The organism is Clostridium sp. (assembly GCF_047777555.1).
GTDB lineage: Bacteria > Bacillota > Clostridia > Clostridiales > Clostridiaceae > Clostridium_H.
This window is the reverse complement of the sequence record NZ_JBKEEV010000003.1, coordinates 301,801-328,607: the sequence shown is the minus strand read 5'-3', so window position 1 is coordinate 328,607 and position 26,807 is coordinate 301,801. Positions and strand designations below refer to the sequence as shown.

Annotated in this window: 23 protein-coding genes, 1 pseudogene and 2 riboswitches; of the genes and pseudogenes, 17 read left to right on the top strand and 7 right to left on the bottom strand. The window is 31.6% G+C overall.

Annotated features, from left to right (window positions below; genetic code table 11):
- Positions 1-58: 58 nt before the first annotated feature.
- A riboswitch (SAM riboswitch) is annotated at positions 59-159 on the top strand.
- Between the two features lie 70 nt (positions 160-229).
- From metK to prfB, 7 genes are all read left to right on the top strand, one after another.
- Positions 230-1,405, top strand: a complete 1,176-nt coding sequence (metK, locus tag ACFWTK_RS07580) for a methionine adenosyltransferase (protein ID WP_415875404.1) — start codon at positions 230-232, stop codon at positions 1,403-1,405.
- Positions 1,406-1,638: 233 nt separating this feature from the next.
- Positions 1,639-3,888, top strand: coding sequence for an SF1B family DNA helicase RecD2 (gene recD2 / locus ACFWTK_RS07575; protein WP_415875403.1), 2,250 nt, complete (start codon positions 1,639-1,641; stop codon positions 3,886-3,888).
- Between the two features lie 2 nt (positions 3,889-3,890).
- Complete coding sequence (locus tag ACFWTK_RS07570) at positions 3,891-4,916, top strand: hypothetical protein (RefSeq protein ID WP_415875402.1); 1,026 nt, start codon at positions 3,891-3,893, stop codon at positions 4,914-4,916.
- A gap of 17 nt (positions 4,917-4,933) precedes the next feature.
- Positions 4,934-5,566, top strand: coding sequence for a ComF family protein (locus ACFWTK_RS07565; protein WP_415875401.1), 633 nt, complete (start codon positions 4,934-4,936; stop codon positions 5,564-5,566).
- A gap of 265 nt (positions 5,567-5,831) precedes the next feature.
- Positions 5,832-6,365 (top strand): ribosome hibernation-promoting factor, HPF/YfiA family, encoded by a 534-nt coding sequence (gene hpf / locus ACFWTK_RS07560; protein WP_415875400.1) that lies wholly within the window; start codon positions 5,832-5,834, stop codon positions 6,363-6,365.
- 210 nt (positions 6,366-6,575) lie between these two features.
- A complete protein-coding gene (gene secA, locus ACFWTK_RS07555) occupies positions 6,576-9,080 on the top strand; it encodes a preprotein translocase subunit SecA (protein WP_415875399.1) in 2,505 nt (834 codons plus the stop codon).
- Positions 9,081-9,157: 77 nt separating this feature from the next.
- Positions 9,158-10,262 (top strand): peptide chain release factor 2 gene (gene prfB, locus ACFWTK_RS07550; RefSeq protein WP_415875398.1). Its coding sequence is split into 2 segments (ribosomal slippage): positions 9,158-9,235 and positions 9,237-10,262, totalling 1,104 coding nucleotides; the frame shifts between segments, so codons are not numbered across the junction.
- Between the two features lie 58 nt (positions 10,263-10,320).
- On the opposite strand, the gene ACFWTK_RS07545 is transcribed toward prfB, so the two are convergent.
- Entirely contained in the window at positions 10,321-10,620 is a 300-nt protein-coding gene (locus tag ACFWTK_RS07545; RefSeq protein WP_415875397.1) for a hypothetical protein, read from the bottom strand.
- Between the two features lie 326 nt (positions 10,621-10,946).
- Between ACFWTK_RS07545 and ACFWTK_RS07540 the strand changes: the two genes are divergently transcribed.
- The 7 genes and pseudogenes from ACFWTK_RS07540 (at position 10,947) to ACFWTK_RS07510 (ending at position 17,189) form a co-directional block, all read left to right on the top strand.
- Positions 10,947-11,150 carry a DUF1657 domain-containing protein gene (locus ACFWTK_RS07540; protein WP_415875396.1) on the top strand — a complete coding sequence of 68 codons (204 nt, stop codon included), beginning with the start codon at positions 10,947-10,949 and terminating at the stop codon, positions 11,148-11,150.
- Positions 11,151-11,292: 142 nt separating this feature from the next.
- The gene (locus ACFWTK_RS07535) at positions 11,293-11,979 is read left to right on the top strand and encodes a Crp/Fnr family transcriptional regulator (protein ID WP_415875395.1); all 687 of its coding nucleotides are present in this window, start codon (positions 11,293-11,295) and stop codon (positions 11,977-11,979) included.
- Between the two features lie 115 nt (positions 11,980-12,094).
- Entirely contained in the window at positions 12,095-12,862 is a 768-nt protein-coding gene (locus tag ACFWTK_RS07530) for a formate/nitrite transporter family protein (protein ID WP_415875394.1), read from the top strand.
- 15 nt (positions 12,863-12,877) lie between these two features.
- Positions 12,878-13,877 (top strand): annotated as a pseudogene (gene asrA, locus ACFWTK_RS07525) (anaerobic sulfite reductase subunit AsrA).
- Positions 13,878-14,669 (top strand): anaerobic sulfite reductase subunit AsrB, encoded by a 792-nt coding sequence (asrB, locus tag ACFWTK_RS07520; protein ID WP_415875393.1) that lies wholly within the window; start codon positions 13,878-13,880, stop codon positions 14,667-14,669. It abuts the pseudogene before it with no gap.
- 13 nt (positions 14,670-14,682) lie between these two features.
- Positions 14,683-15,645, top strand: a complete 963-nt coding sequence (gene asrC, locus ACFWTK_RS07515) for a sulfite reductase subunit C (protein WP_415875392.1) — start codon at positions 14,683-14,685, stop codon at positions 15,643-15,645.
- A gap of 344 nt (positions 15,646-15,989) precedes the next feature.
- Positions 15,990-17,189, top strand: a complete 1,200-nt coding sequence (locus tag ACFWTK_RS07510; RefSeq protein ID WP_415875391.1) for an anaerobic nitric oxide reductase flavorubredoxin — start codon at positions 15,990-15,992, stop codon at positions 17,187-17,189.
- A 106-nt stretch (positions 17,190-17,295) separates the two neighbouring features.
- Here ACFWTK_RS07510 and ACFWTK_RS07505 read toward each other — a convergent pair whose 3' ends face one another.
- Positions 17,296-17,994 (bottom strand): NAD(P)/FAD-dependent oxidoreductase, encoded by a 699-nt coding sequence (locus tag ACFWTK_RS07505; RefSeq protein ID WP_415875390.1) that lies wholly within the window; start codon positions 17,992-17,994, stop codon positions 17,296-17,298.
- A 209-nt stretch (positions 17,995-18,203) separates the two neighbouring features.
- Here ACFWTK_RS07505 and ACFWTK_RS07500 point away from each other — a divergent pair, with 209 nt between their 5' ends.
- Positions 18,204-18,893 carry a YjjG family noncanonical pyrimidine nucleotidase gene (locus ACFWTK_RS07500; RefSeq protein ID WP_415875389.1) on the top strand — a complete coding sequence of 230 codons (690 nt, stop codon included), beginning with the start codon at positions 18,204-18,206 and terminating at the stop codon, positions 18,891-18,893.
- A 140-nt stretch (positions 18,894-19,033) separates the two neighbouring features.
- Here the strand turns inward: ACFWTK_RS07500 and ACFWTK_RS07495 are convergent, their stop codons facing one another.
- Positions 19,034-20,386 (bottom strand): M28 family metallopeptidase, encoded by a 1,353-nt coding sequence (locus ACFWTK_RS07495; RefSeq protein WP_415875388.1) that lies wholly within the window; start codon positions 20,384-20,386, stop codon positions 19,034-19,036.
- Positions 20,387-20,566: 180 nt separating this feature from the next.
- On the opposite strand from ACFWTK_RS07495, the gene ACFWTK_RS07490 reads away from it, so the two are divergent.
- Both ACFWTK_RS07490 and ACFWTK_RS07485 read left to right on the top strand, forming a co-directional pair.
- Positions 20,567-22,723, top strand: coding sequence for a Tex family protein (locus ACFWTK_RS07490; protein ID WP_415875387.1), 2,157 nt, complete (start codon positions 20,567-20,569; stop codon positions 22,721-22,723).
- Positions 22,724-22,882: 159 nt separating this feature from the next.
- Positions 22,883-23,006: riboswitch (FMN riboswitch) on the top strand.
- 110 nt (positions 23,007-23,116) lie between these two features.
- Positions 23,117-23,737, top strand: coding sequence for an ECF transporter S component (locus ACFWTK_RS07485; RefSeq protein ID WP_415875386.1), 621 nt, complete (start codon positions 23,117-23,119; stop codon positions 23,735-23,737).
- A 44-nt stretch (positions 23,738-23,781) separates the two neighbouring features.
- Here the strand turns inward: ACFWTK_RS07485 and rimI are convergent, their stop codons facing one another.
- From rimI to ACFWTK_RS07465, 4 genes are all read right to left on the bottom strand, one after another.
- The gene (gene rimI / locus ACFWTK_RS07480; RefSeq protein WP_415875385.1) at positions 23,782-24,228 is read right to left on the bottom strand and encodes a ribosomal protein S18-alanine N-acetyltransferase; all 447 of its coding nucleotides are present in this window, start codon (positions 24,226-24,228) and stop codon (positions 23,782-23,784) included.
- A complete protein-coding gene (gene tsaB, locus ACFWTK_RS07475; RefSeq protein ID WP_415875384.1) occupies positions 24,221-24,937 on the bottom strand; it encodes a tRNA (adenosine(37)-N6)-threonylcarbamoyltransferase complex dimerization subunit type 1 TsaB in 717 nt (238 codons plus the stop codon). Before tsaB ends, rimI begins: the two co-directional genes overlap by 8 nt.
- The gene (gene tsaE / locus ACFWTK_RS07470; protein WP_415875383.1) at positions 24,934-25,392 is read right to left on the bottom strand and encodes a tRNA (adenosine(37)-N6)-threonylcarbamoyltransferase complex ATPase subunit type 1 TsaE; all 459 of its coding nucleotides are present in this window, start codon (positions 25,390-25,392) and stop codon (positions 24,934-24,936) included. Before tsaE ends, tsaB begins: the two co-directional genes overlap by 4 nt.
- Before the next feature lie 124 nt (positions 25,393-25,516).
- A complete protein-coding gene (locus tag ACFWTK_RS07465) occupies positions 25,517-26,746 on the bottom strand; it encodes an HD-GYP domain-containing protein (RefSeq protein ID WP_415875382.1) in 1,230 nt (409 codons plus the stop codon).
- Positions 26,747-26,807: the final 61 nt, after the last annotated feature.

Genomic DNA, 26,807 nt, shown 5'->3' with positions numbered 1-26,807 from the left:
CTGTAGTTTTGCTATGATAATATTATTTTACTCAAAGTTAAATAAGAGATAAGAAAAAAACTTATCAAGAGAGGTGGAGGGAATGGCCCTGTGAAACCCGGCAACCAGTACATTTGTACTAAGGTGCTAATTCCTGCAGTTGAATCTGCAAGATAAGGAATATTAATTATTGGTAAAAACCTCTTCAAATAAGAAGGGTTTTATTTTTTGTGAAAGGAGAAAAGATGAAATGAGAAGACTATTTACTTCAGAGTCAGTTACAGAAGGACATCCAGATAAAATGTGTGACCAAATTTCTGATGCTATATTAGATGCCATTTTAGAGCAAGATCCTAATGGAAGAGTAGCTTGTGAAACAGCAGTTACTACAGGAATGGTTATGGTTATGGGGGAAATATCAACAAAATGCTATGTAGATATTCCTAAATTAGTAAGAGACGTAGTTACAGATATTGGATATACACGAGCTAAATATGGATTTGATGGAGAAACTTGCTCTGTATTAACATCAATAGATGAACAATCAGCAGATATAGCTATGGGTGTAGATGAAGCCTTAGAAGCTAAACAAGGACAAAAGGACGATATTGAAGCTGTAGGAGCTGGGGATCAAGGAATTATGTTTGGATTCGCAACTAATGAAACTCCAGAATATATGCCTCTTCCAATAAATATGGCGCATCAGCTTGCTAGAAGACTAACAGAGGTTAGAAAAAATGGTACATTACCATATCTAAGACCAGATGGAAAAACTCAGGTTACAGTTGAATATGAAGATGACAAGCCAGTTAGAATAGATGCGATAGTTTTATCTACTCAACATGATCCTGAAGTTACTCAAGAACAAATACGTAAAGATGTTATGGAACATATAATAAAACCTATAATTCCAAAAGAATGGTTAGATGAAAAAACAAAATATTACATAAACCCAACTGGAAGATTTGTAATCGGTGGACCTCATGGAGATACAGGTCTTACAGGAAGAAAAATTATAGTTGATACATATGGCGGCTATGGAAGACACGGTGGTGGAGCTTTCTCAGGAAAAGACCCAACAAAAGTTGATAGATCAGCAGCATATGCAGCTAGATGGGTTGCAAAAAATTTAGTTGCAGCAGGAGTTGCAGATAAGCTAGAAATAGGATTAGCTTATGCAATAGGAGTGGCTCGTCCAGTATCACTTTTAGTTAATACTTTTGGAACTGGTAAAATTGAAGACGATAAAATAGTAGAAATAGTAAATAAAGTGTTTGATTTACGACCAGGTGCTATAATTAGGGACTTAGAATTAAGAAGACCAATCTATAGACAAACAGCAGCTTATGGACATTTCGGAAGAACAGATGTAGAACTTCCATGGGAACAATTAAATAAGGTTGATGAAATCAAAAAATACATGTAAGATTTAAAAGTATATTTATTAAAAAAGCTAATGCTAATTACGGCATTAGCTTTTAAGTTTTTTGTTATTATTATATGTAATAACTAATTAGAGTTTATTGATATAAATTTGTGGAAAAAATAATAAATATGTTAGAATAATTGTAAATAATGCGTTTTGTATTCTATAATTGTATTAAGAAGATATATGGGAGTGGAGTTTCATTTGATAAGAGAAGTTTTAGGAGAGATTTTATGACTGAAATACAAGGGAAGGTAGAAGATATAGTATTTAAAAACGAAGATAATGGATATGTTGTAGCTCGTATAAAAGATAAAAAACGAAAAATTACTATAACTGGATGCGTGCCTTTTATACTAGAAGGCCAGAATTTGAAAATACAGGGAGAATGGGTTAAACATCCTCATTTTGGACAACAGTTTAAGGTGACATCTTGTGAGGAAATAGTACCTAATTCTTTAGAAGGAATAGAAAAATATCTATCATCTGGAGTTATTTCTGGTATAGGACCTATAACTGCAAAAAAAATTGTAGAGCATTTTGGAGAAAAGACCTTAGAAATATTAGATGAAGATATTGAAAGGCTAAAAGAAATAGAAGGAATAGGGGATAAAAAAGCAGAAACTATTGCTAAGTCTTATTCTAAGCAGAGAGAAATAAGAAATATAATGGTGTTTCTTCAGACATATGGAGTTACAGTAAAGCAGTGTGTAAAAATTCATAAAAAATATGGAGCTAATTCAATAAAAGTAGTAAAAGAAAATCCATATGCTCTTACAGATGACATATCAGGAATTGGGTTTAAAACAGCAGATAAGATAGCTAGGAGCTTAGGAATAGAAAGCAATTCTCCTTTTAGAATTCAGTGTGGAATAAGATATATAGTAAATCAGTTTTGCAGTATGGGAAATACTTATATGCCGCTAGAAAAGTTATTAAAGGAATGTAAGGATATGCTTATGGTATCAGAAGAAGAAATAGTAAGCAGTATACAAGAATCTATGCTTAATGGAAAGTTAAAGGTAGAAAAGGTAGAAAATGAAGAAGCTGTTTTTACAATGCCTTATTATTATTGCGAGTTATCTGTTACAAGTAGAATTTTAACTCTTACCATTAGCAACTATGACAATATCAAAATAGATGTTAAAAGTGAGATTGAAAAGTTTGAAAAAGATAATAATATCAAATTTGCTCCAACTCAGATAGAAGCTATAAAGGGTGCCTTTACAAATGGAATAGAAATAATAACAGGAGGACCAGGTACAGGAAAGACCACTATAATAAAATGTATAACAGAAATATTTGAAAATGCTTCCATGACTGTATTTATGGCAGCACCTACTGGAAGGGCAGCAAAACGAATGACTGAAGCTACGGGAAGAGAAGCTAAGACTATTCACAGACTACTAGAAATGGGCTTTAGCGATGATGAGGATACAGAATTTTTAAGAAGCGAGGAATCTCCACTTCAATGTGACGTACTTATCATAGATGAAGCATCTATGATAGATATTTTACTTATGAACAATCTACTAAAAGCCATATCTATGGGAACAAGACTTATAATAGTAGGAGATGCAGACCAACTTCCTTCTGTAGGACCAGGAAATGTATTAAGGGATTTAATTGAGAGTAAGTGCGTAAAGGTGGTAAGATTAAAAGATATATTCAGACAGGCAGAAGAAAGTATGATTGTAGTAAATGCTCATAAAATAAATAATGGAGAAATGCCAATTCTAAATAAAAAAAATAAGGATTTTTACTTCTTAAATTGCGAAGAACAAGAAAAGATATTAGATACTTTAGTAGAGCTTATAAATGAGAGGCTTCCAAAGTTTAATAAAAGTTGGAACAGCTTTAAAGACATTCAGATATTGTCTCCTATGAGAAAAGGAATGCTCGGTATAGAGAATTTAAATAAAAGACTTCAAGATATATTAAATCCGAAGACTAAAAGCAAAAGTGAAAAAGAGTTTAAAGACACTATCTTTAGGCTTGGAGATAAAGTTATGCAGACTAAAAATAATTATAATCTAAAATGGATCAGAATAGATGGTGATGGGGAACCAGAAGGGCTTGGAGTGTTTAATGGGGATATAGGATATATATGTGAAATAGATGAAGATAAGGTATCTGTAATCTTTGATGAGGAAAGAAAGGTTGTTTATGATGATATGTATTTAGATGAGCTTGAACTTGCTTATGCTATGACAGTACATAAAAGTCAAGGTAGTGAATTTCCAGTAGTTATTATGCCTATGTTTATGGGACCCCCTCTTTTAATGAATAGAAACTTATTTTACACTGGTATTACAAGGGCAAAACAAATGGTAGTTTTGGTTGGGCTGCCTAAAGCTGTTAACTTTATGATTAGTAACAACAGAAGTTTTGAAAGATATTCAGCATTAAAGTGGAGAATACTGAATATATTAGAGGGTGATACTGCTAATCATGAGGATTTATTTCAAGGGGATGAGGAATAGATATGTACTCAAAAAATATAAATCCTGCTAAAGTAGAAAAGAGTGTAAGGAGAGAAATTGCTCAATGGTGTTTAGGAAGAGAAAAAACCTTGAATATAATATCTCCACCTTATAATTTAATGAAGATTTTTCCTTACGCTATAATAAATAGTGTAAATCTGAATAAAAAAGTTCTTTATATTACAAATGAAGAGAGCAGTAATGTCCATATCATAAATGATATGAAAAAAGAATATGGTTTCAAAAAGTATACTTATTATAAAGAAAATATTAAATATAACGACAGCCTCCTTGTTATTTCAAAACATAATATGCTTGAAAACATTAAAGATAAATTTGATTTAGTTATCTATGATGACATAAAAAGTTTTTCTTTTCATAGTAAGAAAGAGATTGCTGAAGCTTCGGAAAGCATGTGTAAGAAAGATGGAAAGATAATTGGCTATTCGGTAGAAAGAATTTTTGATAGGGCTAGTAGAGAAATAATTTTACCTATAAGAGGAAATGCTATTCCTTTAGTAGAGCCTAAATTTATATCAACTAGGATAGATATTAATAAGGATATACCTTATGTAGTCTATGAATACATAGAGTGGTCCATAAATTCAAATCGTAAAGTTATTGTGTATGTTCCAGATGAAGTCAAGGTAGAAAACGTTCATGAATACTTATCTAAGTATTGCAGCAAGTTCAGTAAAGGAACTCTTCCATTTATCAGGAACAAAAGCGAAAAAAGAATATTATATAATTTTATAAAAATGAAAAAAGCTATAGTAGTTACAAATCATTTCAATGATGTGCATTTTGACTTAAAAGATATTAATGTTATGGTGTTCTTTGCAGATAACAAGTATTTTGATTATAAAAAGTTAGTATATCTCTGTGGAAAGGTGGGCAGAAGCGAAAACAGCCATAATGGCGAGGTTGTATTTTTAGGAAACTATGAAACGGAAGATATGGATAAGGCTAAAAGTATAACCAGGCGTTTTAATAAAGAAGCATGGGACATGAACTTATTAAAAATATAAGATATTTCTTTAGGTGTATGTTAGATGTGATATATAATCCTGAAGAATGTATAGTGTGTGGGGCATATGTAAATAATGAAAGCTTATTATGCACAAAATGTAGTTCAGAAATAAGAATATGTAATAAATTTTTTCAAATTACAAGGCAGAATTATAGTATACGCTGCTACAGTTCTTTTTATTATTCTGGACTTGGAAAAGAATTAATAGCAAGATTAAAGTATAAAAGCGATTTTAGGGCTGGAGATGTAATAACAGAATATATGCTAAATACAATTAAAACCTATAAGATAAATTTTGATATAGTCACCTATGTTCCTTGCAGTAAATCTACTTTGAAAAAAAGAGGATATAATCAGAGCCAATATTTAGCTAAAAAAATTGCTTATAAGACAAACAGTAAAGTAGTTGAATTGCTCAAAAAGTTTAAAGATACTAAGGATCAAATAGGATTAAACGGAGAAGAAAGATGGAAAAATTTATCGGAGGCTTTTAAAGCTGTAAATGGAAATGAAATAATTAATAAAAACATATTATTGGTAGATGATGTTATAACTACAGGAGCTACAGCTTTTTATTGCTCCATACTTATGATTGAGAAAGGTGCAGCTAATGTATACGTATTAACAGGTGCAAAGAGCAGCGTATGAATATTTTTTCCATTGTATAATTAATGGATAGTTTTCCTAAATTTTATTATATCATAAATAAAATAAATTATCCTCGCTAAATTAGATGGTTAAAGAAGAAAGATGTAGAGAAAAGATGCATATAAATAGCATAAAATGATTTAATTTTCTGCAAATTGCTTAATATAATACTTGTTATAACTAATAATAAGTAATACAATATAAGAAAATAAATAATACTAATAAACAAATTTTCATAAGGATATACAAGAAAGGGGCTGGCTTTATGAACATAACAGTAAGCGGCAAAAATATTGTTGTAACAGATGGATTGAGGGAGGCAGTAGAACGAAAAATATCTAAATTAGAAAAATATTTTAGTCCCAATATAGAAGCAGATATAACGTTAAGCGTCCAAAAAAATAGACAAATAGTTGAAGTTACAATACCATTTAATGGAGTTATACTAAGAGCAGAAGAAGCTAATGAAGATATGTATGCAGCCATAGATTTAGTATTAGAAAAACTAGAAAGACAAATAAGAAAACAAAAAACTAAATTAGAAAAAAGAAAGTATGGGGATAGTTTAAGATTTCAATTTATACCTGAGTATGTTCCTGATGATGATGATGATATAGAGTCTAAAATAGTAAGAACAAAGAAATTTGCAATAAAGCCAATGAGTCATGAAGAAGCTGTTCTTCAAATGGAGCTTTTAGGACATAACTTCTTTGTATACAAAAATGCAGATACAGATGAAGTTAATGTATTATATAAAAGAAAAGATGGTCAATATGGACTTATAGAACCAGAATTTTAAAAAAAGGAGGATTTTCCTCCTTTTTAATTTACCAATAAATATTTACATATTTCCGAAATTATTCACAGCGTAATCTGAGTTATAACAAGAATTCATATAGGTATTAAAATATGTGTAAAATTATTTCCAAAGTATAATGTTGAACCCTGCTAAATTAGGTGTTATAATCAATAAGTATAGTAAAAATACGATTAGTGAGGATGAAGATAAATGGGATTATTTGATAAGATATTCGGTACATATAGTGATAGAGAATTAAAAAAGATTATTCCGATAGTTAATAAAGTTATGTCTTATGAAGAAGATTTTGAAAAGTTAAGTGATGAGGAATTAAGAAATAAAACTTTTGAGTTTAAGGAAATGCTAAAGAATGGAAAGACTTTAGATGATATACTTCCAGAAGCTTTTGCAGTTGTAAGAGAGGCTTCTTCTAGAGTGCTTGGAATGAAGCATTTTAGAGAACAGATTATGGGAGGAATAGTTCTTCACCAAGGAAGAATTGCAGAAATGAAAACTGGAGAAGGTAAAACTTTAGTTGCTACTCTTCCAGCTTATCTAAATGCTTTATCTGGTGAAGGAGTTCATGTAGTTACTGTAAATGATTATCTTGCTAAAAGAGACAGAGATCAAATGGGTCAACTATATGGATTTTTAGGGCTTACTACTGGAGTTATAATTCACGATTTGGATAATAATCAAAGACGTGAAGCCTATAACTCAGATATAACTTATGGAACAAATAATGAATTTGGATTTGATTATCTAAGAGATAATATGGTTATATATAAAGAAGAGAGAGTTCAGAGAAAGCTGAATTTCTGTATAGTCGACGAGGTTGACTCTATATTAATTGATGAAGCTAGAACTCCTCTTATAATCTCTGGTGAAGGAGAAAAATCTACAGACTTCTATAGAGTAGCAGACTTTTTTGCTAAGTCTTTAAAAGAAGAAGATTATACAGTAGATGAGAAAACCAACTCTGTTATTCTAACTCAACCTGGTATAGAAAAAGCAGAAAAGTTCTTTCGCATAGAAAACTATGCTGATGCAGAAAATATGAATATTCAGCACCATGTAGTTCAAGCATTGAAGGCTAATTATAGCATGAAACGCGATAAAGATTATATGGTTAAGGATGACGAAGTTATAATTGTTGATGAGTTTACAGGAAGGCTTATGGAAGGTAGAAGATATAGTGATGGTCTTCACCAGGCTATAGAAGCCAAAGAAGGAGTTAAGATTCAAAAAGAATCTAAAACTCTTGCAACTATAACATTCCAAAATTATTTCAGAATGTATTCTAAACTTTCAGGTATGACAGGTACGGCTCAAACAGAAGAAAGTGAATTTAGAGAGATTTATGGACTAGATGTAATAGTTATACCTACTCATAAACCTGTAATAAGAATAGATGCTCCAGATGTGGTATATAAATCTGAAAAAGCTAAATTTAAGGCTATAGTTAAGGATATAGAGGAAACTTATAAAACAGGACAGCCAGTCCTTGTAGGTACAGTAAGTATAGAGAAATCTGAGCTTCTTTCAGATATGTTAAAGAGAAGAGGAGTTCCACATAGAGTTCTTAATGCTAAATATCATGAGCAAGAAGCTGAAATAGTATCTCATGCTGGTGAAAAAGGTACTGTAACTATAGCTACAAATATGGCAGGTCGTGGTACCGATATTAAGCTTGGAGAAGGAGTAGCAGAACTAGGTGGACTTAAGGTAATAGGTACTGAAAGACATGAAGCAAGACGTATAGACAATCAGCTAAGAGGACGTTCTGGTCGTCAAGGAGACCCTGGTTTCTCAAGATTCTATGTATCATTGGAAGATGATTTAATGAGAATATTTGGCTCAGAAAGACTTCAAGGGATTGTTGAAAAGTTAGGATTAAGCGATGAAGATGCTATAGAAAGTAAAATGGTTTCCAGTGCAATAGAAAATGCTCAAAAGAAGGTTGAAGGAAATAACTTTGATGTAAGAAAGAATGTATTACAATATGACGATGTTATGAATCAACAAAGAGAGGTTATTTACAAGCAAAGAGCGCAGGTTTTAGAGGGAGAATCTCTAAAGGAAGACATTCAGGAAATGATAAAAAGTGTTATATTCAGCGCTGTAGATTCTCATATGTCAGGCCTTGATGAAAATCTTGAAGATGACATTGCAAAGCTTATTGCATATTTAGAAGACATATATCTACCAAAGGAAAAAGTAACTGTAGATGAACTTAAAGTAATGTCTGATGAAGAGATAAAGGAAAAACTTTTTGCTATAGCTGAAGAAATATATAATGAAAAAGAAGAAACTATTGGCTCAGAGCAGATGAGAGAGATAGAAAGAGTTATTCTTTTAAGAGTCGTTGACACAAAGTGGATGGATCACATTGATAATATGGATCACTTAAGACAAGGTATGGGACTTAGAGCTTATAGACAGCAAGATCCTGTTCAGGCATATCAATTTGAAGGTAGTGAAATGTTTGATGAGATGATTAACAGTATAAAGGTTGATACTGTAAAATACTTATTCCATGTTCAAATTGAAAAAGCTCCAGAAAGAGAAAGAGTAGCTAAAGAAACTTCAACAAACATGAGCGGTGATGATTCACTTAAAAAGAAACCAGTAAAGAGAGCAGAAGAAAAGATAGGAAGAAATGACCCTTGCCCATGTGGAAGTGGAAAAAAATATAAAAACTGCTGCGGAAGATAAATCAAAATAAAAAATCCAGCTTTGCTGGATTTTTTATAAGTAAAGGAGATAAATTTAAGTTAAGAGAGGGTGATTTTATGATAATTCAGCTAGAAGAACTTAAGGCAAAAGTTGCTGAATTAAAGATAAGTTTAGATGAAGTGGGGGCTTCTCTTTGACATAGCTTTAATAGAAAAAAGAGTTTCAGAGCTTGAAAATAAAATGCAAGAGGCTAATTTTTGGGATGATATAAATAGAGCTCAAGAGGTAACTCAAGAGGCTAAAGGATTGAAAGATAAGTTAGATAAGTATGATAATACTAAATCAAGATTAGATGATTTAGAACTTTTAATAGAAATGAGCATTGATGAAGAAGACGAATCATCTATAAATGACATAAAAAAAGAAGTAAAGGAAATACAAGATATAATAGAAAACTTTAAGATTCAAGTGCTCCTTTCTGGTGAATATGATAGAAATAATGCTATACTAAGTTTACATTCAGGAGCAGGTGGAACTGATGCGCAGGATTGGACTCAAATGCTGCTTAGAATGTACACAAGATGGGCTGAGAAAAAAGGATTTAAAGTTGAAATCCTAGACCTAATTCCTGGAGATGAAGCTGGTATTAAAAGTGTAAGTTTAAAAATAAGCGGAGAATTTGCATATGGATATTTAAAGTCAGAAAAAGGAATACATCGATTGGTCAGAATTTCTCCATTTAATGCTAATGGCAAAAGACAGACATCTTTTGCTTCTGTAGAAGTACTTCCAGAGCTTACAGAAAGCCAGGACATTGAAATAAGACCTGAAGATTTAAGAATAGATACTTATCGTTCAGGTGGAGCTGGAGGGCAGCATGTTAATAAGACTGATTCTGCTGTAAGAATAACCCACCTTCCTACAGGAATAGTTGTTCAAAGCCAAGGAGAAAGAAGTCAATTTCAAAATAAAGATACTGCCATGAATATGTTAAAATCAAAGCTAGTAGAACTTAAAGAAAGAATGCATAAGGAAAAAATAGAAGATCTTGCAGGGGACTTAAAAGATATAGGATGGGGAAGTCAAATAAGATCCTATGTATTTCAACCTTACACTATGGTAAAAGATCATAGGACTAATGCGGAGATTGGAAATATAAATTCTGTCATGGATGGAGAGATTGATTTATTTATAACAGAATTTCTTAAGTTGGACAATTAGATAGGGAGTTTTAGATGAATGATAAATTCTACATTCATTTAAAACTCTCTTTTTTAGTTTAGCAGCTTCCACAACATTGGTCTGTTTCAGATTCTTCTTGTGAGCAATTGTCGGACTCAGGCTGCTGTGGATTACATTCATCTCTATTGTAAGTGTATCTAGCAAAAGTGTGTACAATTTGTCCACAACAATTACTATCCAAAGTTACTGTATTAACTAATTTATATCCAAGGTTAAGAAGTCTTTCTATGGCTTGTGTACCACTAACTCCTCTTGGTATTCTTCTATCAGAGCTGCATTCTACTATAACACAGTCATTATCGAAGTTAGAATTATTATAATCACAGGTTACATTCATCCCAGCAGTTTAAAGGTTCATATCCCCAACTGGAGCCTGTATTAACTCTACAAATCAAAGTTACAACATCCACGTTTGTCCTCATTTTTTAGTAATCCTCCTTTTAATCTGTAGATAAAATGATATAGTAATAAAAATAGCTTGTCTCAATACTATATTATGCTTTGAGAAATAAGACGTTACACATATAACAAAATACTTATTTTATATAAAAAAAATTTTCCTTATGAAGTCTTTATTTCCTTAATGAGCTGCTCATATTATGATTCAAATAGGACAAACTAACTATTGTTGAATCAACTAAAATATTAAAGGAGGAATTTTAAATGCCTACAGGAAATAAGCTAGAGCAAGCATTAGCTAGTGCTAAGGGATTAGCAGCACAATTAAAAACATTTGAATTAGATACTGATAGCCAAGAGGCTAAGCAAATGTTTAATCAATTATCTACAGATGTAGAAAATGTAGCACAAGCAATTCAAGGAAGATTAGATTTTGTAAAACAAGAAGAGCCTCAATATAGGGGATAAAAATAAAGAATTATACTCCTCTGTTTATTAAATTTAATAAATAGAGGAGTTAATTGCTTTAATATTGAAATGTCAAATATAGTTCAGTTATAATATACATAAAGTTTTAAGATTATAAAATATTAAGGGAAGGAATTAAGGGATGATTAAAGTAAATGAGAAAGACTTATTAAGTATCCCAATGTTTTCAAAGTTACGAAAATCAACTCTACAAGAGTTAGAGGCTATTGGATATAAACTGAACTTAAGAAAAGGAGAAAAGCTTTTTTTAGAGAGAGATGATGTAGATAACATATATGTAGTTTTAAAAGGAAAAGTGACTATGTATAGAAGCAATCAAGAAGGTCAAAAAAAGGTAATATATATTTTAGACGAAGGGCAGTTTATAAATGAAGTAATTCTTGATAGAAAATCAGCTTCTATAAGCTGTGAAGCTTTTGAGCCATCAGAAATAATATCTTTTCAACGGGAAGAGCTTTTAAATGTAATGGAAAAGGACTTTGATTTAACTAAGCAAATGCTCAATATGATGGCTAAAAAAATAAGAAGATTGTATAGACAATTAAAAAACACAGTTCCTATAAAAATGGATAGAAAGGTAGCAGCTAAGTTGTGGAAACTTTCACGAGATTATGGAGTGGAAGTAGAAGATGGAACTTTAATAAACTTAAAGATAACTATAACCTATTTAGCAGATATGCTTGGCTCTCCAAGAGAAACTATATCAAGGGCGATAAAGGTTTTAGAAGAAAAGGGCATGGTAAAATATGAAGATAGAAAAATGATAGTGAATACGGAAAAGTTAGCTAAATATTATAGGGAACTATAGTTTTACAAAAAAGGTATGTGATTTTTATAACAAGTTTGTGATAAAAATCACATACCTTTTTTTTGTTATAATTTATCATTAAATTATAACAATTATCTGAAAGGAGAACTGTGAAATGTTTAGTGAAACAATTAACAAAATTTCAGATGCTGCGCAGGGTAAAAGAAATTTATTAGAAAAGGGAAAAAGCAAATACCTGTTTTCATCAGCTTTAGCAGGTATGTACGTTGGATTTGGAATACTACTTATATTTACTGTTGGAGGATTATTATCAAAAGCTCAATCCCCTTCAACAAAAATAGTAATGGGACTTTCTTTTGCTATAGCTTTAAGCCTTGTGCTTATGGCTGGTTCAGAACTGTTTACAGGGAATAACATGATAATGTCTATAGGAGCTCTTCAAAAAAGAACTTCATGGAAAGATGCATTCAAAGTTTGGACTTATAGTTATATAGGGAACTTAATTGGTTCTGTGATATTAGCTGGAATATTCGTTTTAAGTGGACTTGCATCTGATTCTACAGCAGAGTTTATGTTAAAAACCTCAGCAGCAAAAATGTCAGCACCGTTTATTCAACTTTTTATGAGAGGAATCTTATGTAATATACTTGTTTGTCTTGCAGTATGGTGTTCTTTTAAGCTAAAAGAAGAAACAGCAAAGATTATTATGATTTCCTTATGCTTATTTGCTTTTATAACTTCAGGTTTTGAACACAGCGTGGCAAATATGACGCTTCTATCAGTAGGTTTAATGATACCTCATGCTGCGGCAGTAAGTTTAGGAGGATTTGTATATAACCTAGTTGCAGTAACTTTAGGAAATATGCTGGGAGGAATCTTCTTCGTTGGATTTGCTTATTGGTTTATATCAAAGGATAAATAGAAAGGTGGCAGAGATATGGGTATAAAATTAAGTGTTGAAAAATTTGATAAATGTATAAAAGAACTGCAAAAAAATTATAAAATATATGCTCCAGTTTTAATGGAGGGAAAAGGAACTTTCTCAGATACAGATACAGTTAGATACGCAGAAATAAACAGTATTAGAGATATAGAATTTGAAAAAAAGGCTAACTTTTCAGCTAAAGAAGTTTTACTTCCAATAACTGAAACTTTATTTTATTTTACAGAAGATGAATATATTGAGCCTAAAAAAGAAGAAAAAGGTACTTTAATATTTTTAAGAAGCTGTGACATTCATGCAGTAAAAAGAATAGATGAAGATTTATTTAAGAAATGGTTTTGAGGATCCATATTATAAGGCTAGACGTGAAAAGGTTAAACTTGTTCTTATGGGATGTGAAAATAGCTTTGAAAACTGCTTTTGTGTAAGTATGGGAAGCAATACAACAGATGAGTATGATATGTATGTAAAACTTCAAGATGAAAATGTATTTATGGACATAAAAAGTGATGAATTTCAAGTTATATTTGAAGGAGAAACCTCAGATGTAACTCCAGACTTTGTAGAGTCAAATGAAGTGAAAGTAAATGTACCAGAAAATATAGATATAAGAATTTTTAAATCAAAAATGTGGAAAGAGTATTCCGAGAGGTGCATAGCTTGCGGAAGATGTAATTTCGTCTGTCCAACGTGTACATGCTTTACTATGCAGGATATATTCTATAAGGATAATCCAAAGAACGGTGAGAGGAGAAGAGTTTGGGCTTCATGTCAAGTAGATGGATACACAACTATGGCTGGTGGACACGGTTTCCGTCAAAATAAAGGTGACAGAATGAGATTTAAAGTAATGCATAAGGTTTATGACTTTAAAAAGAGAAATAGATATCACATGTGTGTAGGATGCGGAAGATGTGATGATGCTTGTCCGGAATATATTTCTTTTTCAAATTGTGTAAATAAATTAAATGATGCTATGAAAGAGGTGGAATAAATGAATAATATATACATGCCTATAAAATCTAAAATATTAAGCATAACTCCTCATACAGATATTGAATATACTTTTAGAATGGAATACAAGGGAGAGGCAAAGCCAGGTCAATTTTTTGAGGTTTCTATACCAAAGTATGGTGAAGCTCCTATTTCAATATGCGGAATTGGTGATGGATATGTTGATTTAACTATAAGAAGAGTAGGTAAGGTAACAGATGTTATTCATACATTCTTCGAAGGAGATACTTTATTTTTAAGAGGACCTTACGGAAACGGATTTGATGTTACTTCATATGAAGGTAAGGAAATAATAGTTGCGGCTGGTGGAACAGGACTTGCTCCAGTTAAGGGAATAGTAGATTACTTTGCACAAAATCCAGAGAAAGCCAAAAGTTTTAGATTGCTTACAGGATTTAAGTCTCCAAAGGATGTATTATTTAAAGAAGATATGAAGAAATGGGAAAAGACTATTGATGTTACTTTAACAGTAGATAATGCTAACGAAGGCTATGAAGGCAATGTAGGCTTAATAACAAAATATGTTGATAGTCTACCAATAGAAAATCCTGGTGAAGCACAATTAGTGATAGTGGGACCTCCTATAATGATGAAATTCACTATACCAGAGTTTATAAAAAGAGGAATTAAAGAAGAAAACATTACTGTTTCATATGAAAGAAAGATGTGCTGCGGAGTAGGCAAGTGCGGACATTGTAAGATAGATGACACATACATTTGTTTAGACGGACCTGTATTTAACTACACTAAGGCTAAGAATTTAATAGATTAGGGGGGAGAGCGGCATGAGTTTAGATATAAATACTAAAGCTTTAAAGAAAAATGCCTTCAGGGTTACAAAACATAGAGGAATAACTGCTCTAAGGGTTAGAGTTCCAGGTGGACACCTTCCAGTTAAGCATCTTGCCACCATACAAGAAATTGCTGATAAGTACGGAAATGGAACTGTCCATATAACAACAAGACAGGGATTTGAGATTCTTGGAATAGATATGAAGTATATGAAGGAAGTTAATAAGCTAATTCAACCTGTTATAGAAGGATTAGAAATAAATCAGGAAGATCCTAACACAGGGTATGCTGCATCAGGTACAAGAAATGTGGCAGCTTGCGTAGGTAATAATGTATGTCCATTTGCAAACTATAACACAACAGCCCTTGCAAGAAGAATAGAAAAAGCAATCTTTCCTAATGATTATCATGTTAAGGTTGCAGTAACAGGGTGTCCAAATGACTGTATTAAGGCTAGGATGCACGATTTTGGAGTACTTGGAATGACACAGCCTCAATATGATTCTTATAGATGTATAGGATGTCAAGCTTGTGTGAATAACTGTAAAAAGAGAGCTACAGGAGCTTTAAAATTCGAAAACTACAAAGTAGTTAGAGATCATGAAAAATGTATAGGTTGTGGTGAATGTGTAGGAAAATGCCCAACTGGAGCGTGGACAAGAAGTAAAGAAAAATATTATAAGCTTGTTATAATGGGTAGAACAGGTAAGAAAAATCCAAGAATAGCTAAAGACTTTATAAAGTGGATAGATGAAGATAGCATAGTTAAAATAATATTGAATACTTATGATTATATCCATGAATATATAGACAAGGATGCTCCAGGCGGAAAAGAGCATATAGGATATATAGTTGATAGAACTGGTTTCCAGGAATTTAAGAAATGGGCTTTAAAGGATGTTAAGCTTCCAGAAATAGCAGAAGTTGCAGATAATATTTATTGGCATGAAAAATAGAAGGGACTAAGGGGGCAGGACACAACTTTTATAAAAGTTGTGTCCTGCTCCCTTATTTTTTAAAACACCTCGATATATATTTTATAAAGATAGAATTCGTTTTATATGTTTGAGGTGGTAAAAAATTTGTATATAGATACACAGAAAAGGGAACAATAGACGAGGCAAGATTATTTCTTTAAAATAGAAAAATTTTTTCGCTTAGGATTATTTTATAGATATCACCATAATTTTATTTATAACCTAAGCTGCAGAAAATAAATTTTTAAATGCATAATAAAATATAGAAATTCAGCAAAAGTTAAAGAAAGGTGGAATATTTCATTTAAAAGGAGAGAATAGAGATGAGTTTCAAAATTAATGATAAAGTTACATGGGTAGGAAAAATAGATTGGGAACTTAGAAGATTCCATGGAGAGGAATATTCAACTCATAAAGGCTCTTCCTATAATTCTTATTTAATACATGATGAAAAAACAGTGTTAATAGATACAGTATGGGCACCTTTTTCTAAGGAGTTTATTAAAAATTTAAAATCAGAAATTGATTTAAATAAAATCCATTATATAATTATGAATCATTCAGAACCAGATCACAGCGGAGCCCTTCCAGAGTTAATGAAAGAGATACCAGATGTTCCAATCTACTGTACAAAGAATGGTGCTAAATTATTAAAAGGGCATTATCATGAAGATTGGAATTTTGTTGAAGTAAAAACTGGAGATACCCTAGACATTGGAAAAAATAAATTAGTATTTATAGAAGCTAAAATGCTTCATTGGCCAGATACAATGTTTACATACTTAACTGGAGAAAACATACTATTTAGTAATGATGCTTTCGGACAGCACTATGCTTCAGAGCTTATGTATAATGATCGTGTTGATAATTGTGAATTGTATTATGAAGCAATAAAGTATTATGCCAATATATTAACTCCATTTAGCCCTCTTGTTGAAAGAAAAATTAATGAAATACTTAAATTGAATTTACCAGTAGATATGATATGCCCTAGTCATGGAGTAATATGGAGGGATAATCCACTACAAATTGTTAATAAGTATTTAGAATGGGCAAAGGGCTATCAAGAAAATCAGATTACTATTATATACGATACTATGTGGAATGCTACAAGAAGAATGGCTGAAATGATTGGAGAAGGGATAAAGTCAGCTGATAATGATGTAAATATTAAAATATTTAACTCTTCAAAATCAGATAAAAATGATATCATAACTGAGGTGTTCAAGTCAAAAGCTATACTTGTTGGTTCATCTGTAATAAATAAAGGAATTCTATCATCTGTAGCAGGAATTTTAGAAATGATAAAAGGTCTTGGATTTAAGAATAAAAAGGCAGCTTCTTTTGGAAGTTATGGCTGGAGTGGAGAATGCACCAGAATAATCAATGAAGAGCTTCAAAAAGGTGGTTTTGAGATATTGAATGAAGGTATAAAAGAATTATGGTATCCTGGAGAAGAAGAAGAAAAGAGATGCAAAGCATTTGGAGAGGAATTTGCTAAAAGATTACAAGATATTAAGTAAAGTTTAAAACAGATACAAATCGTTAATCACTAACCTCTAATCGCTAAAATATATTATAAATAGAATCACTGGCGACTAGAGATTAGAGATTAACGACTTCTAGAAGCTAGTTATTAGTTACTTGCTTCTGGTCATTGCTTGCTTCAAAACGGCTAAGAACGTCTTCTTTAAATTTTTTAAATCCTATTCTGTCAATAAACAATCCTAGCTTTTCTCCAAACTCCGCAGTTTCGTTGTAGTAATCCATTATAACTTTTACCATGGCAAAAGCTTCATCTTCATTTAACCCTTCAGCTACTATATCAGGAAGTCTTGGATTAAAGCCAGCACTTCCACCTACAACTACAATGTATCCAGGTTTATCAGCTATAATACCAATATCCTTGGCATTCATGCTTCCGCAGGCATTTTTGCATCCAGCTACACCTATTTTAGTTCTATTAGGAGCTTTAGCGCCATAATACTCTTTTTCAATCATCATACCCAATTTAAGGGAGTTTTGTTTAGCTCTTTTACAAAATGCTGCAGGGCATATTTCTATATTTTTTACGGAATAAGTTGAAAGAACAGCAGGCTCCATTCCTAAGTCTTCCCAAGCTTTATTAACGTCTTCAGCTTTTAAACCAAGAATAGCAATTCTCTGACCTGATGTTATTTTTAGTGTACCACCATATTTTTGTGCTACTTCTGCAATTTTTATTAAAGTTTCCGGGGAAATAAATCCACCTGGTATTCTAGGTGTTATAGCATAGGTTCTTTCTTCACTTCTTACTTTTTGTAATGTTGCATACTTTGGTGAATCCATACATCAATTCTCCTTTGGAATATAAAATACTGTTGCGTATCATAATTATACAATATGGTGAAGAAAAAAATAAGTAACTTATGTTACAATCTGTGATAATAATCACAGAAAATTTTAAATAAGTTTTAAATAGTAGAAGAAATATAGTTATTGTCTTATAATTATATTTAATGTGAAAAATTGGAGTTTATATATTAAGGAGGTAATTGATGAAAAAGTATGAACTTATTATTTTTGATGCGGATGAAACTTTGTTAGACTTTGAAAGTGCAGAAAAATATGCTTTTGAAAAGGCAATGGAGGAGTTAGGCATAAATTATGATAAGGAATACCACCTAAAGGAGTACAGGAAGTTTAATAGACAAGTTTGGCATGAGCTTGAGGAAGGACTAATATCTCCTAATGAATTAAAATTAGAAAGGTTTAATAGATTATTTAAGAAACTAGATCTTAAATTAGATCCAAAAGAGGCAAATGAGAAATATACAAATGCCTTATGTGAGGCATCTTTTTTATTGGATGGTGCTGAAGAGATATTACAAGCGCTTTCAGGGAAATACAAATTAGCTCTAATAACTAATGGATTATTAAAGGTTCAAAATGCTAGGATAAGGCAATCTAATATAGCAAAGTATTTTCACGTTATTGTTATATCAGAGGAAGCTGGAGTGGCTAAACCCAACCCCGGAATATTTAAGTATACTTTGGAAAAAATAGGACATGAAAATAAAGATACTGTTTTAATAGTAGGTGACAGTTTAAATTCTGATATTAAAGGTGGAGCCAATTTTGGCATAGATACCTGCTGGTTTAATCCAAAAGGTCTTAATGGAAAGTCTGGACTTCATCCAACCTATGAAATAAAAACTTTAGGAGAGCTTAAGAAAATATTACAATAAGCTCTTAATTTATAAAATAAATTGATAATTGACAATGGATATAAAACTAAATAAGATATAGTTATTTTAGTTTTATCCAATTAAATTTTGGGAGCGGTTAAATATCTTTCATTGTCAATTATCAATTGTATATTATCAAATTATAATTTCTTTTTTCTTTTTGAATAAGCAAATATTATAACACTTGCTAATATCACTAAGGAGGACCCTATTAGAGCTTCCTTATAATATAGAATAAAAATATTATTTCCAAATGCATATTTTACTACTTCTCTTGATACTACATTGAAGCACCTATCTATGGCAGTAGTACTTATAAATTCTGGCTTATCCATAGGAGTGTGGATTCTAGATGTGTCATTGTCGCAAAATGTTACAGCATCTATATTATTTTCCCTAAAGGCTTTATGATCGCTGTCACTTCCAAATTTATAATTAAAATATATTTTTTCATCGGAGCAAGTATCTGATACTGATCTTAAAAAAGCAGTTTTAGCAGTATCCTGAGGTCCGCCTACTATGCAAAGGGGAACTCCATTATCGCTTCCTACCATATCAAAATTAAATACCTTGCTATCTTGAATATAATTTTTGTATTTTTTAACGAACTCTGTGGAACCGATACAACCAAATTCCTCGGCATTGAATCCTACAAAAAGTATACTTCTTTTTGGCTGTCCTAGAGAACTTATATATTTTGCCATCTCAAGCATAAAAGAAGCACCTGAAGCATTATCTAAAGCACCTTTATATACGGTATTATTAAGGTCTGAACCTAAATGATCAAAATGTGCCGAAAGTATAATTGGGTCAGCAGTTTTATCTTTACCTTCTATATATCCCATAACATTATTAGCTAAAGTTTCTTTTGTAGTAAATGGAATAAAACAATTAATGGTGTACCCATCATCAATATATTTTTTTATACATTTAAGTGTAGGTTCTGTTACCATGATACACATGCTCCAATGAGATGTATTTATAAATGAACTTCTAAAATTTAATCCTTCTTTAGAAGGTATGTATATTAGAAAATAGTCCAGATTATCTTTGACTTGTATGACATTATCCTTGGAGGTTATTTGAGGATTATTTTTATTAAAGCTAAATTTATTGCTCTTAAAATTTAACATATCCTCTTTATAGTCCTTACCATATTCAAATTTCTTTATAATATTTCCATCATCATCAGATACGGTTAAATATGGATCACCTTCTATCCTTTGCGGATACTGAATTTTAAAGGCCTGAGTATATTCTCCCATAAATGGCTTCAAGTTATTTTCTATAAACTTAAGCTTTATATATTCCTCAACTTCCTTATTTTCCAGAGTGCCAGTAAGTCTACCTTTGAAATTATCAGAACATAAAAAGTTTATTGTATTAAAAACCTCTTTAGAATTAAAAGGATGTACGGTGATATAAAGTTTGAAGCTAATAAAAAAGATTATTAAAAAAATAGAAAAAAGAAGACCTCCTATAATTTTTTTCATATTTAAACTCCTTATAAATTAATATATATATAGTTATGAATGGAAAAAATAATATATGATGAAAGATTGGACTTTTTAACCCCATTAATGTAAAATTTGAGATGTGAAAATTACATATTTTTAAAGATATAAGTATTAATTTACTTAAAATAGAGTAGGAAAATTTGAATGGAGGTAACTATGACCAATATTAATAACAGATTAGCTAAAGAATTTAATATAGGATTAAATCAAGTAAACAGTGTAGTACAACTTTTAGATGACGGTAATACTGTTCCTTTTATAGCGAGATACAGAAAGGAAAAAACAGGAGGCCTTGATGATATAGTTTTAAGAAGTCTTGCTGAAAGACTTACATATTTAAGAAATTTGGAAGATAGAAAAGAAGATATAATAAGAATAATAACAGAACAGGGAAAAATTACAGAAGAATTAAAACTTCAGATAGAAAAAGCTGAGACTTTAACTGAAGTAGAAGATATATATAGACCTTTCAAGCCAAAGAAAAGAACAAGGGCTACTATTGCAGTGGATAAAGGATTACAGCCTCTTGCAGATGCTATTTTAAGCGGCGAATTTAAAAATGATATTGAGGAATATGCAAAAGAATTTATAAATGAAGAAAAAGAAGTAACCTCTGTAGAAGAAGCCTTAAGTGGAGCTAAAGATATAATTGCTGAGGTTATATCAGATGATGCTGAATACAGAAAGTGGATAAGAGAATTTGTTAGAAAACATGGATTAATTGAATGCAGCGGAAGCAGCGAAGAACCAACACCTTATGAGATGTACTATAATTACTCAGAAGCCGTTTCAAAAATTCCTTCACACAGAATACTTGCTATAAATAGAGGGGAAAAAGAAAAGATATTATCAGTTAAAGTTACAAGCGATATGAATAAAATAATAGAATACATAAATAGAAAAGTTGTTAAGGGTAATGAAATTACAGATAAATATATATTAGAAGCAGCAGAAGATTCTCTAAAGAGATTAATTTACCCTTCAATAGAAAGAGAGATAAGGTCAGAACTTACGGAAAAGGGAGAAGAAGGAGCTATAGAAGTGTTTAAAGCTAATTTAAAAGCACTTTTACTTCAAGCTCCTATAAAAGGAAAGGTTGTTCTTGGATATGACCCAGGATTTAGAACAGGGTGTAAGATAGCCGTTTTAGATGATACAGGAAAGCTTCTTGACACAGCAACAGTGTACGCTACAGCACCACAGAATGACATAGAAGGTTCAATAAAAATATTAAAAGAATTAGTATATAAACATAATGTGGATGTAATATCTCTAGGAAATGGTACAGCAAGTAGAGAGTCAGAAGAAGTTTTAGCAAGGCTCATTGATGAAGTAAAGAAGGAAAGTGGAAAGGACTTATTCTATGTGGTTGTATCTGAAGCAGGAGCATCAGTTTATTCAGCTTCGGAGCTTGCATCTAAAGAATATCCTGATATAAATGTATCTTTAAGGGGAGCAATATCCATAGGACGCAGACTGCAAGATCCTATGGCAGAACTTGTAAAGATTGATCCTAAGTCTATAGGGGTAGGACAGTATCAGCATGATGTAACTCCAAAAAGATTGGATGAATCTCTAGGAGGAGTAGTAGAAGATGTAGTAAATAGCGTTGGAGTTGATCTTAATATAGCAACACCATCTTTGCTATCATATATATCTGGTATAAATTCAACTATTGCAAAAAACATTGTAGACTATAGAGAAGAAAATGGAAAGTTCAAAGATAGAAAAGAGCTCCTAAAGGTAAAGAGACTTGGGCCTAAGGCTTATGAGCAGTGTGCAGGATTTTTGAGAGTTCCGGAAAGCAAAGAAGTTTTAGACAACACTGCTGTTCACCCAGAATCTTATAAGGCAGCAAAGGAACTTTTAAAACTATTAAGCTATTCAGAGGAAGATGTAAGAAAAGGCAAACTTTTAGATATAGATGATAAAATTAAGGAAGTAGGATTAGAAAATTTAGCTGAAAAGTTAGAAATAGGAGTTCCTACTCTTCAAGATATAATAAAAGAGATTAAAAAGCCTGGACGTGACCCAAGAGAAGAACTTCCAAAGCCAATATTTAAAAAAGGAATAGTTGATATAAATCAATTACAACCAGGAATGGCATTAACAGGTACTGTGAGAAATGTAGCGGACTTTGGAGCATTTGTAGATATAGGAGTTCATCAAGATGGTCTTGTTCATATAAGTCAATTAGCAGACAGATTTGTAAAGCATCCTCTTGACGTAGTTAAAGTAGGAGACATTGTAGAAGTACGTGTATTGGAAGTTGATGAGAAGAGAGGAAGAATTGCTCTTACTATGAAGAAATAAGAAGTATGAGAAAATTGCATAGAAATTTTCTTGGTGGAGAAGCTAAGAAGTGATGGATGAGTCTAGGAAGTTTAGGGATAAGACACCAATTTAAATTTTAACTTGATTTTTATAAGTGAGATATGTATAATAGGGTTGTAGAAATAAAACAATAAAATAATATATCTTCAGGGCAGGGTGGAATTCCCGACCGGCGGTATAGTCCGCGACCCGTATAATTTTATACGGCTGACTTGGTGAAACTCCAAGACCGACAGTAAAGTCTGGATGGAAGAAGGTAAAGGTAGAGTATATTTGAGATTTTTTTGCCCTGACGATTTTTAGAATTGTCAGGGCTTTTTAATTTAACTTCTGCCAATACCCTTGGAGATACAAAAAATAGGGGGTATTTATATGAGACAAAAAGGGTTAAACACAATGATTAAAATTTCACTATTATCAGTAATGGCATTTATACTTATGTTCCTTGAAGTACCGCTACCAATCTTTCCTAGCTTTTTAAAGATCGATTTGAGTGACTTACCAGCTCTCTTTGGTGCTTTTGCTTTAGGACCAGCAGCAGGAATTGGTATCGAACTACTAAAGAATATACTACACATAGTTTTTAAAGGTACTCAAACAGGATTTGTTGGAGAATTTGCTAACTTTGCTGTAGGTGCAACTTTGGCAGTAACAGCAGGAACTATATATAGAGTTAACAAGTCAAAGAAAACTGCAATTTTGGGACTAGTTGTTGGTTCAATTGTAATGTCATTAGTAGCATCAGTATTAAACTATACAGTATTATTGCCTTTATATGCTAAGGTTTATAAGGCTCCAATAGATGCTTTTGTAGCTATGGGTGCAGCCGTTAATCCTAATATAAAAACTGTAAAGGACTTAGTTATGTGGTCTATATTCCCATTCAATTTATTAAAAGGAATAGTAGTATCTGCAGTAACTGTGCCTTTATATAAGAGAGTATCTCCTATGCTTCATAACGAGGTTGTGAAAGATAATAGAAGAATAGCGTAATAGAAAAGGAAGTTGCCATGGCAGCTTCCTTTTTTATATATAACTCACAGGATGTTTCTCTTCCACATGATTATTGCATGAAGTCCTTCTCCATAGTAATTTTTACGAAGTCCTTCTCCTGTGAAACCGTATTTTTTATAGAGATTTTGAGCAACTATATTATTTGATCTAACCTCAAGGGTAATAGAAGGAATTTTACGCTCTTTGCAAATATCTATTATGGCATCCATTAATAGATTACTTGCACCTATGCCTCTATAATCAGGGTGAATAGCTATGTTTATTATATTAACTTCATCTAATATAATCCATAGAGCGGCAAAACCTATAACCTTGTCTTCTTTTTTTACTACAATATATTTTGAAAATTTATTTTTTAGCTCATTTTTTAAAGAACTCAAGTTCCAGGGTGGAGCGAAGCTTAAATTATATATGTTTAAAACATCTTCTAAATCACATTCTTCTATTTCATGAACTACTAAATTATTCATCTACGCTAACCCCTGTTTTTTCTTCATATTCTCTTTCGGCTTGAGATTTTCTTATATAAATTGGAGAGAAGGTTAATAAATTGTCTTCATGACCTTCTTTTAATTTAATAAGGCCTAATTCTCCTAAAGATGACGCTCTAGCTAAATTAAGATGAGCAGGAGCAAAGAGAACCTGGTGGAAGCTTTTTTCTAATTTATCTCTAAATTTAGGTACAGCATCTCCTATAAAGCTTATGTTAGCAGGAGATTTTTCTTTTATAATAGAGATAAGCTCATCTATGTGAATAGCCATATAATCTGATACTCTTTTTAAGTTGCCATCACTAAATGAGTACAGTGCAGTATATACGTTATCTCTTAAAGCATCTAAAATAGGACATACTAATCCAGGAGTATAGGCTAAATTAAAAGCAAGAGCATCCAATGAGGAAATCCCTATAAAAGGTTTATTATTAGCTTGAGCAAGACCTTTTGCTGTTGCCATGCCTATTCTAAGTCCTGTAAAAGAACCAGGACCGCTGGACACGATAAAAGCATCTATATCGTTAATATCTAATTTTAGGTTGTTTAATAAAGAATCGATTATGGGCATTAAAATAACAGAATGCTGTTTTTTATCATTTAATACAATCTCTCCGAGCAATTTGCCATCTTCAACGACAGCACAGGCAGCACTGGCTGTAGAAGAATCTATACTAAGTACTTTCATATTTTAATCTCCTTTACATATTCATATCTATTTCCATAATATTTGATAGTTATTTTTCTATAGTTATCCCCCATTTCAGGCATTTTTTCCATTATTATTCTTAAATGTTCTTGAGGAATCAACTCCTCAATATAATTTGCCCATTCAATTATGCTTACAGCATCGGAAAATATGTATTCGTCAAAGCCTATAGCTTCTATTTCATCTGGATCATTAACTCTATATACATCAAAATGATATAATTTATGCCTACCCTCATATTCATTTACTATACCAAAGGTAGGACTTGTTATATGGTCGTCTATTCCGAGGCCTTTAGCAATTCCTTTTGTAATATGGGTTTTTCCTGTTCCTAAATCTCCGATAAGACAAATGATATCTCCACTATTTGCTAATCTGCCTATTTGCATGCCTATATCAATAGTTTTATCTACATTATCAACTATAAATTCCATAGTTATTCACTCCTAAGTCGAAACTTTTTATATCATTAGTTATTGTATACTAAAATCTAGGAAAATAAAAGCATACAGAAACTCTATCTAATGATTAAGATAGAGTTTTATAAATAACATACTATTATAAAGCTTCTTTTAAATAAGATAAGGATTTCTTACATATAAAATTGGATGAAGCCATGTCACTCATTATAGAAAAGGCTTTATCCGTGCTTAGTCCTTTTCTATAAGGCCTGTCTTCAGTTAAAGCTTGATATATATCACAGACTGCCATAATCCTTGATTCTTCACCCAAATCTTTTGAGCATAGTTTTCTAGGATATCCTGTTCCATTTAATTTTTCATGATGATTTGAAGCCCATTCGTTTATATCTTCTATTCCATCTATTTTTCTCAATATAATCGAAGTGTAGTATACATGAGATTTAATTATAGAGAATTCTTCTTTAGTAAGGGGACCATTTTTATCTAGTATTTTGGATGGAATAGCCACCTTGCCTATATCATGAAGAAGACCTGCAATTCTCATTTTCTTGCACTTCTCATCAGAGTATCTTAAGTGATTTGATACATTAAAAGCTAACTCTGAAATTCCTTTAGAGTGAACAGCTGTGAACTTGCTCTTTGAGTCAATTATGTTTGAAAAAATAGAGGCTATGGTTTCAAAGTGTTCTAAGTTCAAAGTTATATCTAAGCTAGGAGAAATTTCATCTAATATAAAATCTATAAAGCCTATGTTTTCAAGATCAAACCAGAAGGTATCAGTAGAAGAAGCTTTTAAAAAAGCATCTACTATTTTTCTGGAGAATATAGTATTAGAATGAGAGATTACCCAATTAGTTATATGACCTTGCTGCTTATATGGCGGTAGTTTTTCTTGGTATAATAACTCTACTAAGTCAGCAAGTCGTATTATTTGACTTTCTATTGGAATATCATCTTCCTTTATATTCATAGGGCCAGTCCCATCATAATTTTCATGATGATACAAAATTATTTCGGAAATTCCACTCAAAATGGGAAAAGGCTTAATTATTTCACAGCCTTTAATACAGTGTTCTTTTATAAAATCACAAGAGGAATGGCTTGGTTTTAAGCTATTAGCAGCTCCTATATCATGTAAAAGAGCACAGGTATATAAACGCATCATATTTTCTTTACTTAAATTTAGAAAGCTGCCTATCTTTAGAGCTATATAAGCAGTTCTATTAGAATGATGAGTGAATTCATGATTGGAGTAATTTACATTTGAAACATTTTCTATTATATTTTTATCCTCTAGGGAACTTATTTCTATTAAATCAAGGGCTATAGACATAGCTCTTACGGTTTTACCTAAACTTATTTCCATTATTGTACCTCTTCCTTGTATAATATAGTATATCAGAATAATTTTAGCATAATATAGCATA

Excerpts from the sequence above, each read along its gene's own strand:
- metK (WP_415875404.1), top strand. The coding sequence starts at position 230 with ATGAGAAGACTATTTACTTCAGAGTCAGTTACAGAAGGACATCCAGAT.
- recD2 (WP_415875403.1), top strand. The coding sequence starts at position 1,639 with ATGACTGAAATACAAGGGAAGGTAGAAGATATAGTATTTAAAAACGAA.
- ACFWTK_RS07570 (WP_415875402.1), top strand. The coding sequence starts at position 3,891 with ATGTACTCAAAAAATATAAATCCTGCTAAAGTAGAAAAGAGTGTAAGG.
- ACFWTK_RS07565 (WP_415875401.1), top strand. The coding sequence starts at position 4,934 with ATGTTAGATGTGATATATAATCCTGAAGAATGTATAGTGTGTGGGGCA.
- hpf (WP_415875400.1), top strand. The coding sequence starts at position 5,832 with ATGAACATAACAGTAAGCGGCAAAAATATTGTTGTAACAGATGGATTG.
- secA (WP_415875399.1), top strand. The coding sequence starts at position 6,576 with ATGGGATTATTTGATAAGATATTCGGTACATATAGTGATAGAGAATTA.
- ACFWTK_RS07545 (WP_415875397.1), bottom strand. The coding sequence starts at position 10,620 with ATGAATGTAACCTGTGATTATAATAATTCTAACTTCGATAATGACTGT.
- ACFWTK_RS07540 (WP_415875396.1), top strand. The coding sequence starts at position 10,947 with ATGCCTACAGGAAATAAGCTAGAGCAAGCATTAGCTAGTGCTAAGGGA.
- ACFWTK_RS07535 (WP_415875395.1), top strand. The coding sequence starts at position 11,293 with ATGATTAAAGTAAATGAGAAAGACTTATTAAGTATCCCAATGTTTTCA.
- ACFWTK_RS07530 (WP_415875394.1), top strand. The coding sequence starts at position 12,095 with ATGTTTAGTGAAACAATTAACAAAATTTCAGATGCTGCGCAGGGTAAA.
- asrB (WP_415875393.1), top strand. The coding sequence starts at position 13,878 with ATGAATAATATATACATGCCTATAAAATCTAAAATATTAAGCATAACT.
- asrC (WP_415875392.1), top strand. The coding sequence starts at position 14,683 with ATGAGTTTAGATATAAATACTAAAGCTTTAAAGAAAAATGCCTTCAGG.
- ACFWTK_RS07510 (WP_415875391.1), top strand. The coding sequence starts at position 15,990 with ATGAGTTTCAAAATTAATGATAAAGTTACATGGGTAGGAAAAATAGAT.
- ACFWTK_RS07505 (WP_415875390.1), bottom strand. The coding sequence starts at position 17,994 with ATGGATTCACCAAAGTATGCAACATTACAAAAAGTAAGAAGTGAAGAA.
- ACFWTK_RS07500 (WP_415875389.1), top strand. The coding sequence starts at position 18,204 with ATGAAAAAGTATGAACTTATTATTTTTGATGCGGATGAAACTTTGTTA.
- ACFWTK_RS07495 (WP_415875388.1), bottom strand. The coding sequence starts at position 20,386 with ATGAAAAAAATTATAGGAGGTCTTCTTTTTTCTATTTTTTTAATAATC.
- ACFWTK_RS07490 (WP_415875387.1), top strand. The coding sequence starts at position 20,567 with ATGACCAATATTAATAACAGATTAGCTAAAGAATTTAATATAGGATTA.
- ACFWTK_RS07485 (WP_415875386.1), top strand. The coding sequence starts at position 23,117 with ATGAGACAAAAAGGGTTAAACACAATGATTAAAATTTCACTATTATCA.
- rimI (WP_415875385.1), bottom strand. The coding sequence starts at position 24,228 with ATGAATAATTTAGTAGTTCATGAAATAGAAGAATGTGATTTAGAAGAT.
- tsaB (WP_415875384.1), bottom strand. The coding sequence starts at position 24,937 with ATGAAAGTACTTAGTATAGATTCTTCTACAGCCAGTGCTGCCTGTGCT.
- tsaE (WP_415875383.1), bottom strand. The coding sequence starts at position 25,392 with ATGGAATTTATAGTTGATAATGTAGATAAAACTATTGATATAGGCATG.
- ACFWTK_RS07465 (WP_415875382.1), bottom strand. The coding sequence starts at position 26,746 with ATGGAAATAAGTTTAGGTAAAACCGTAAGAGCTATGTCTATAGCCCTT.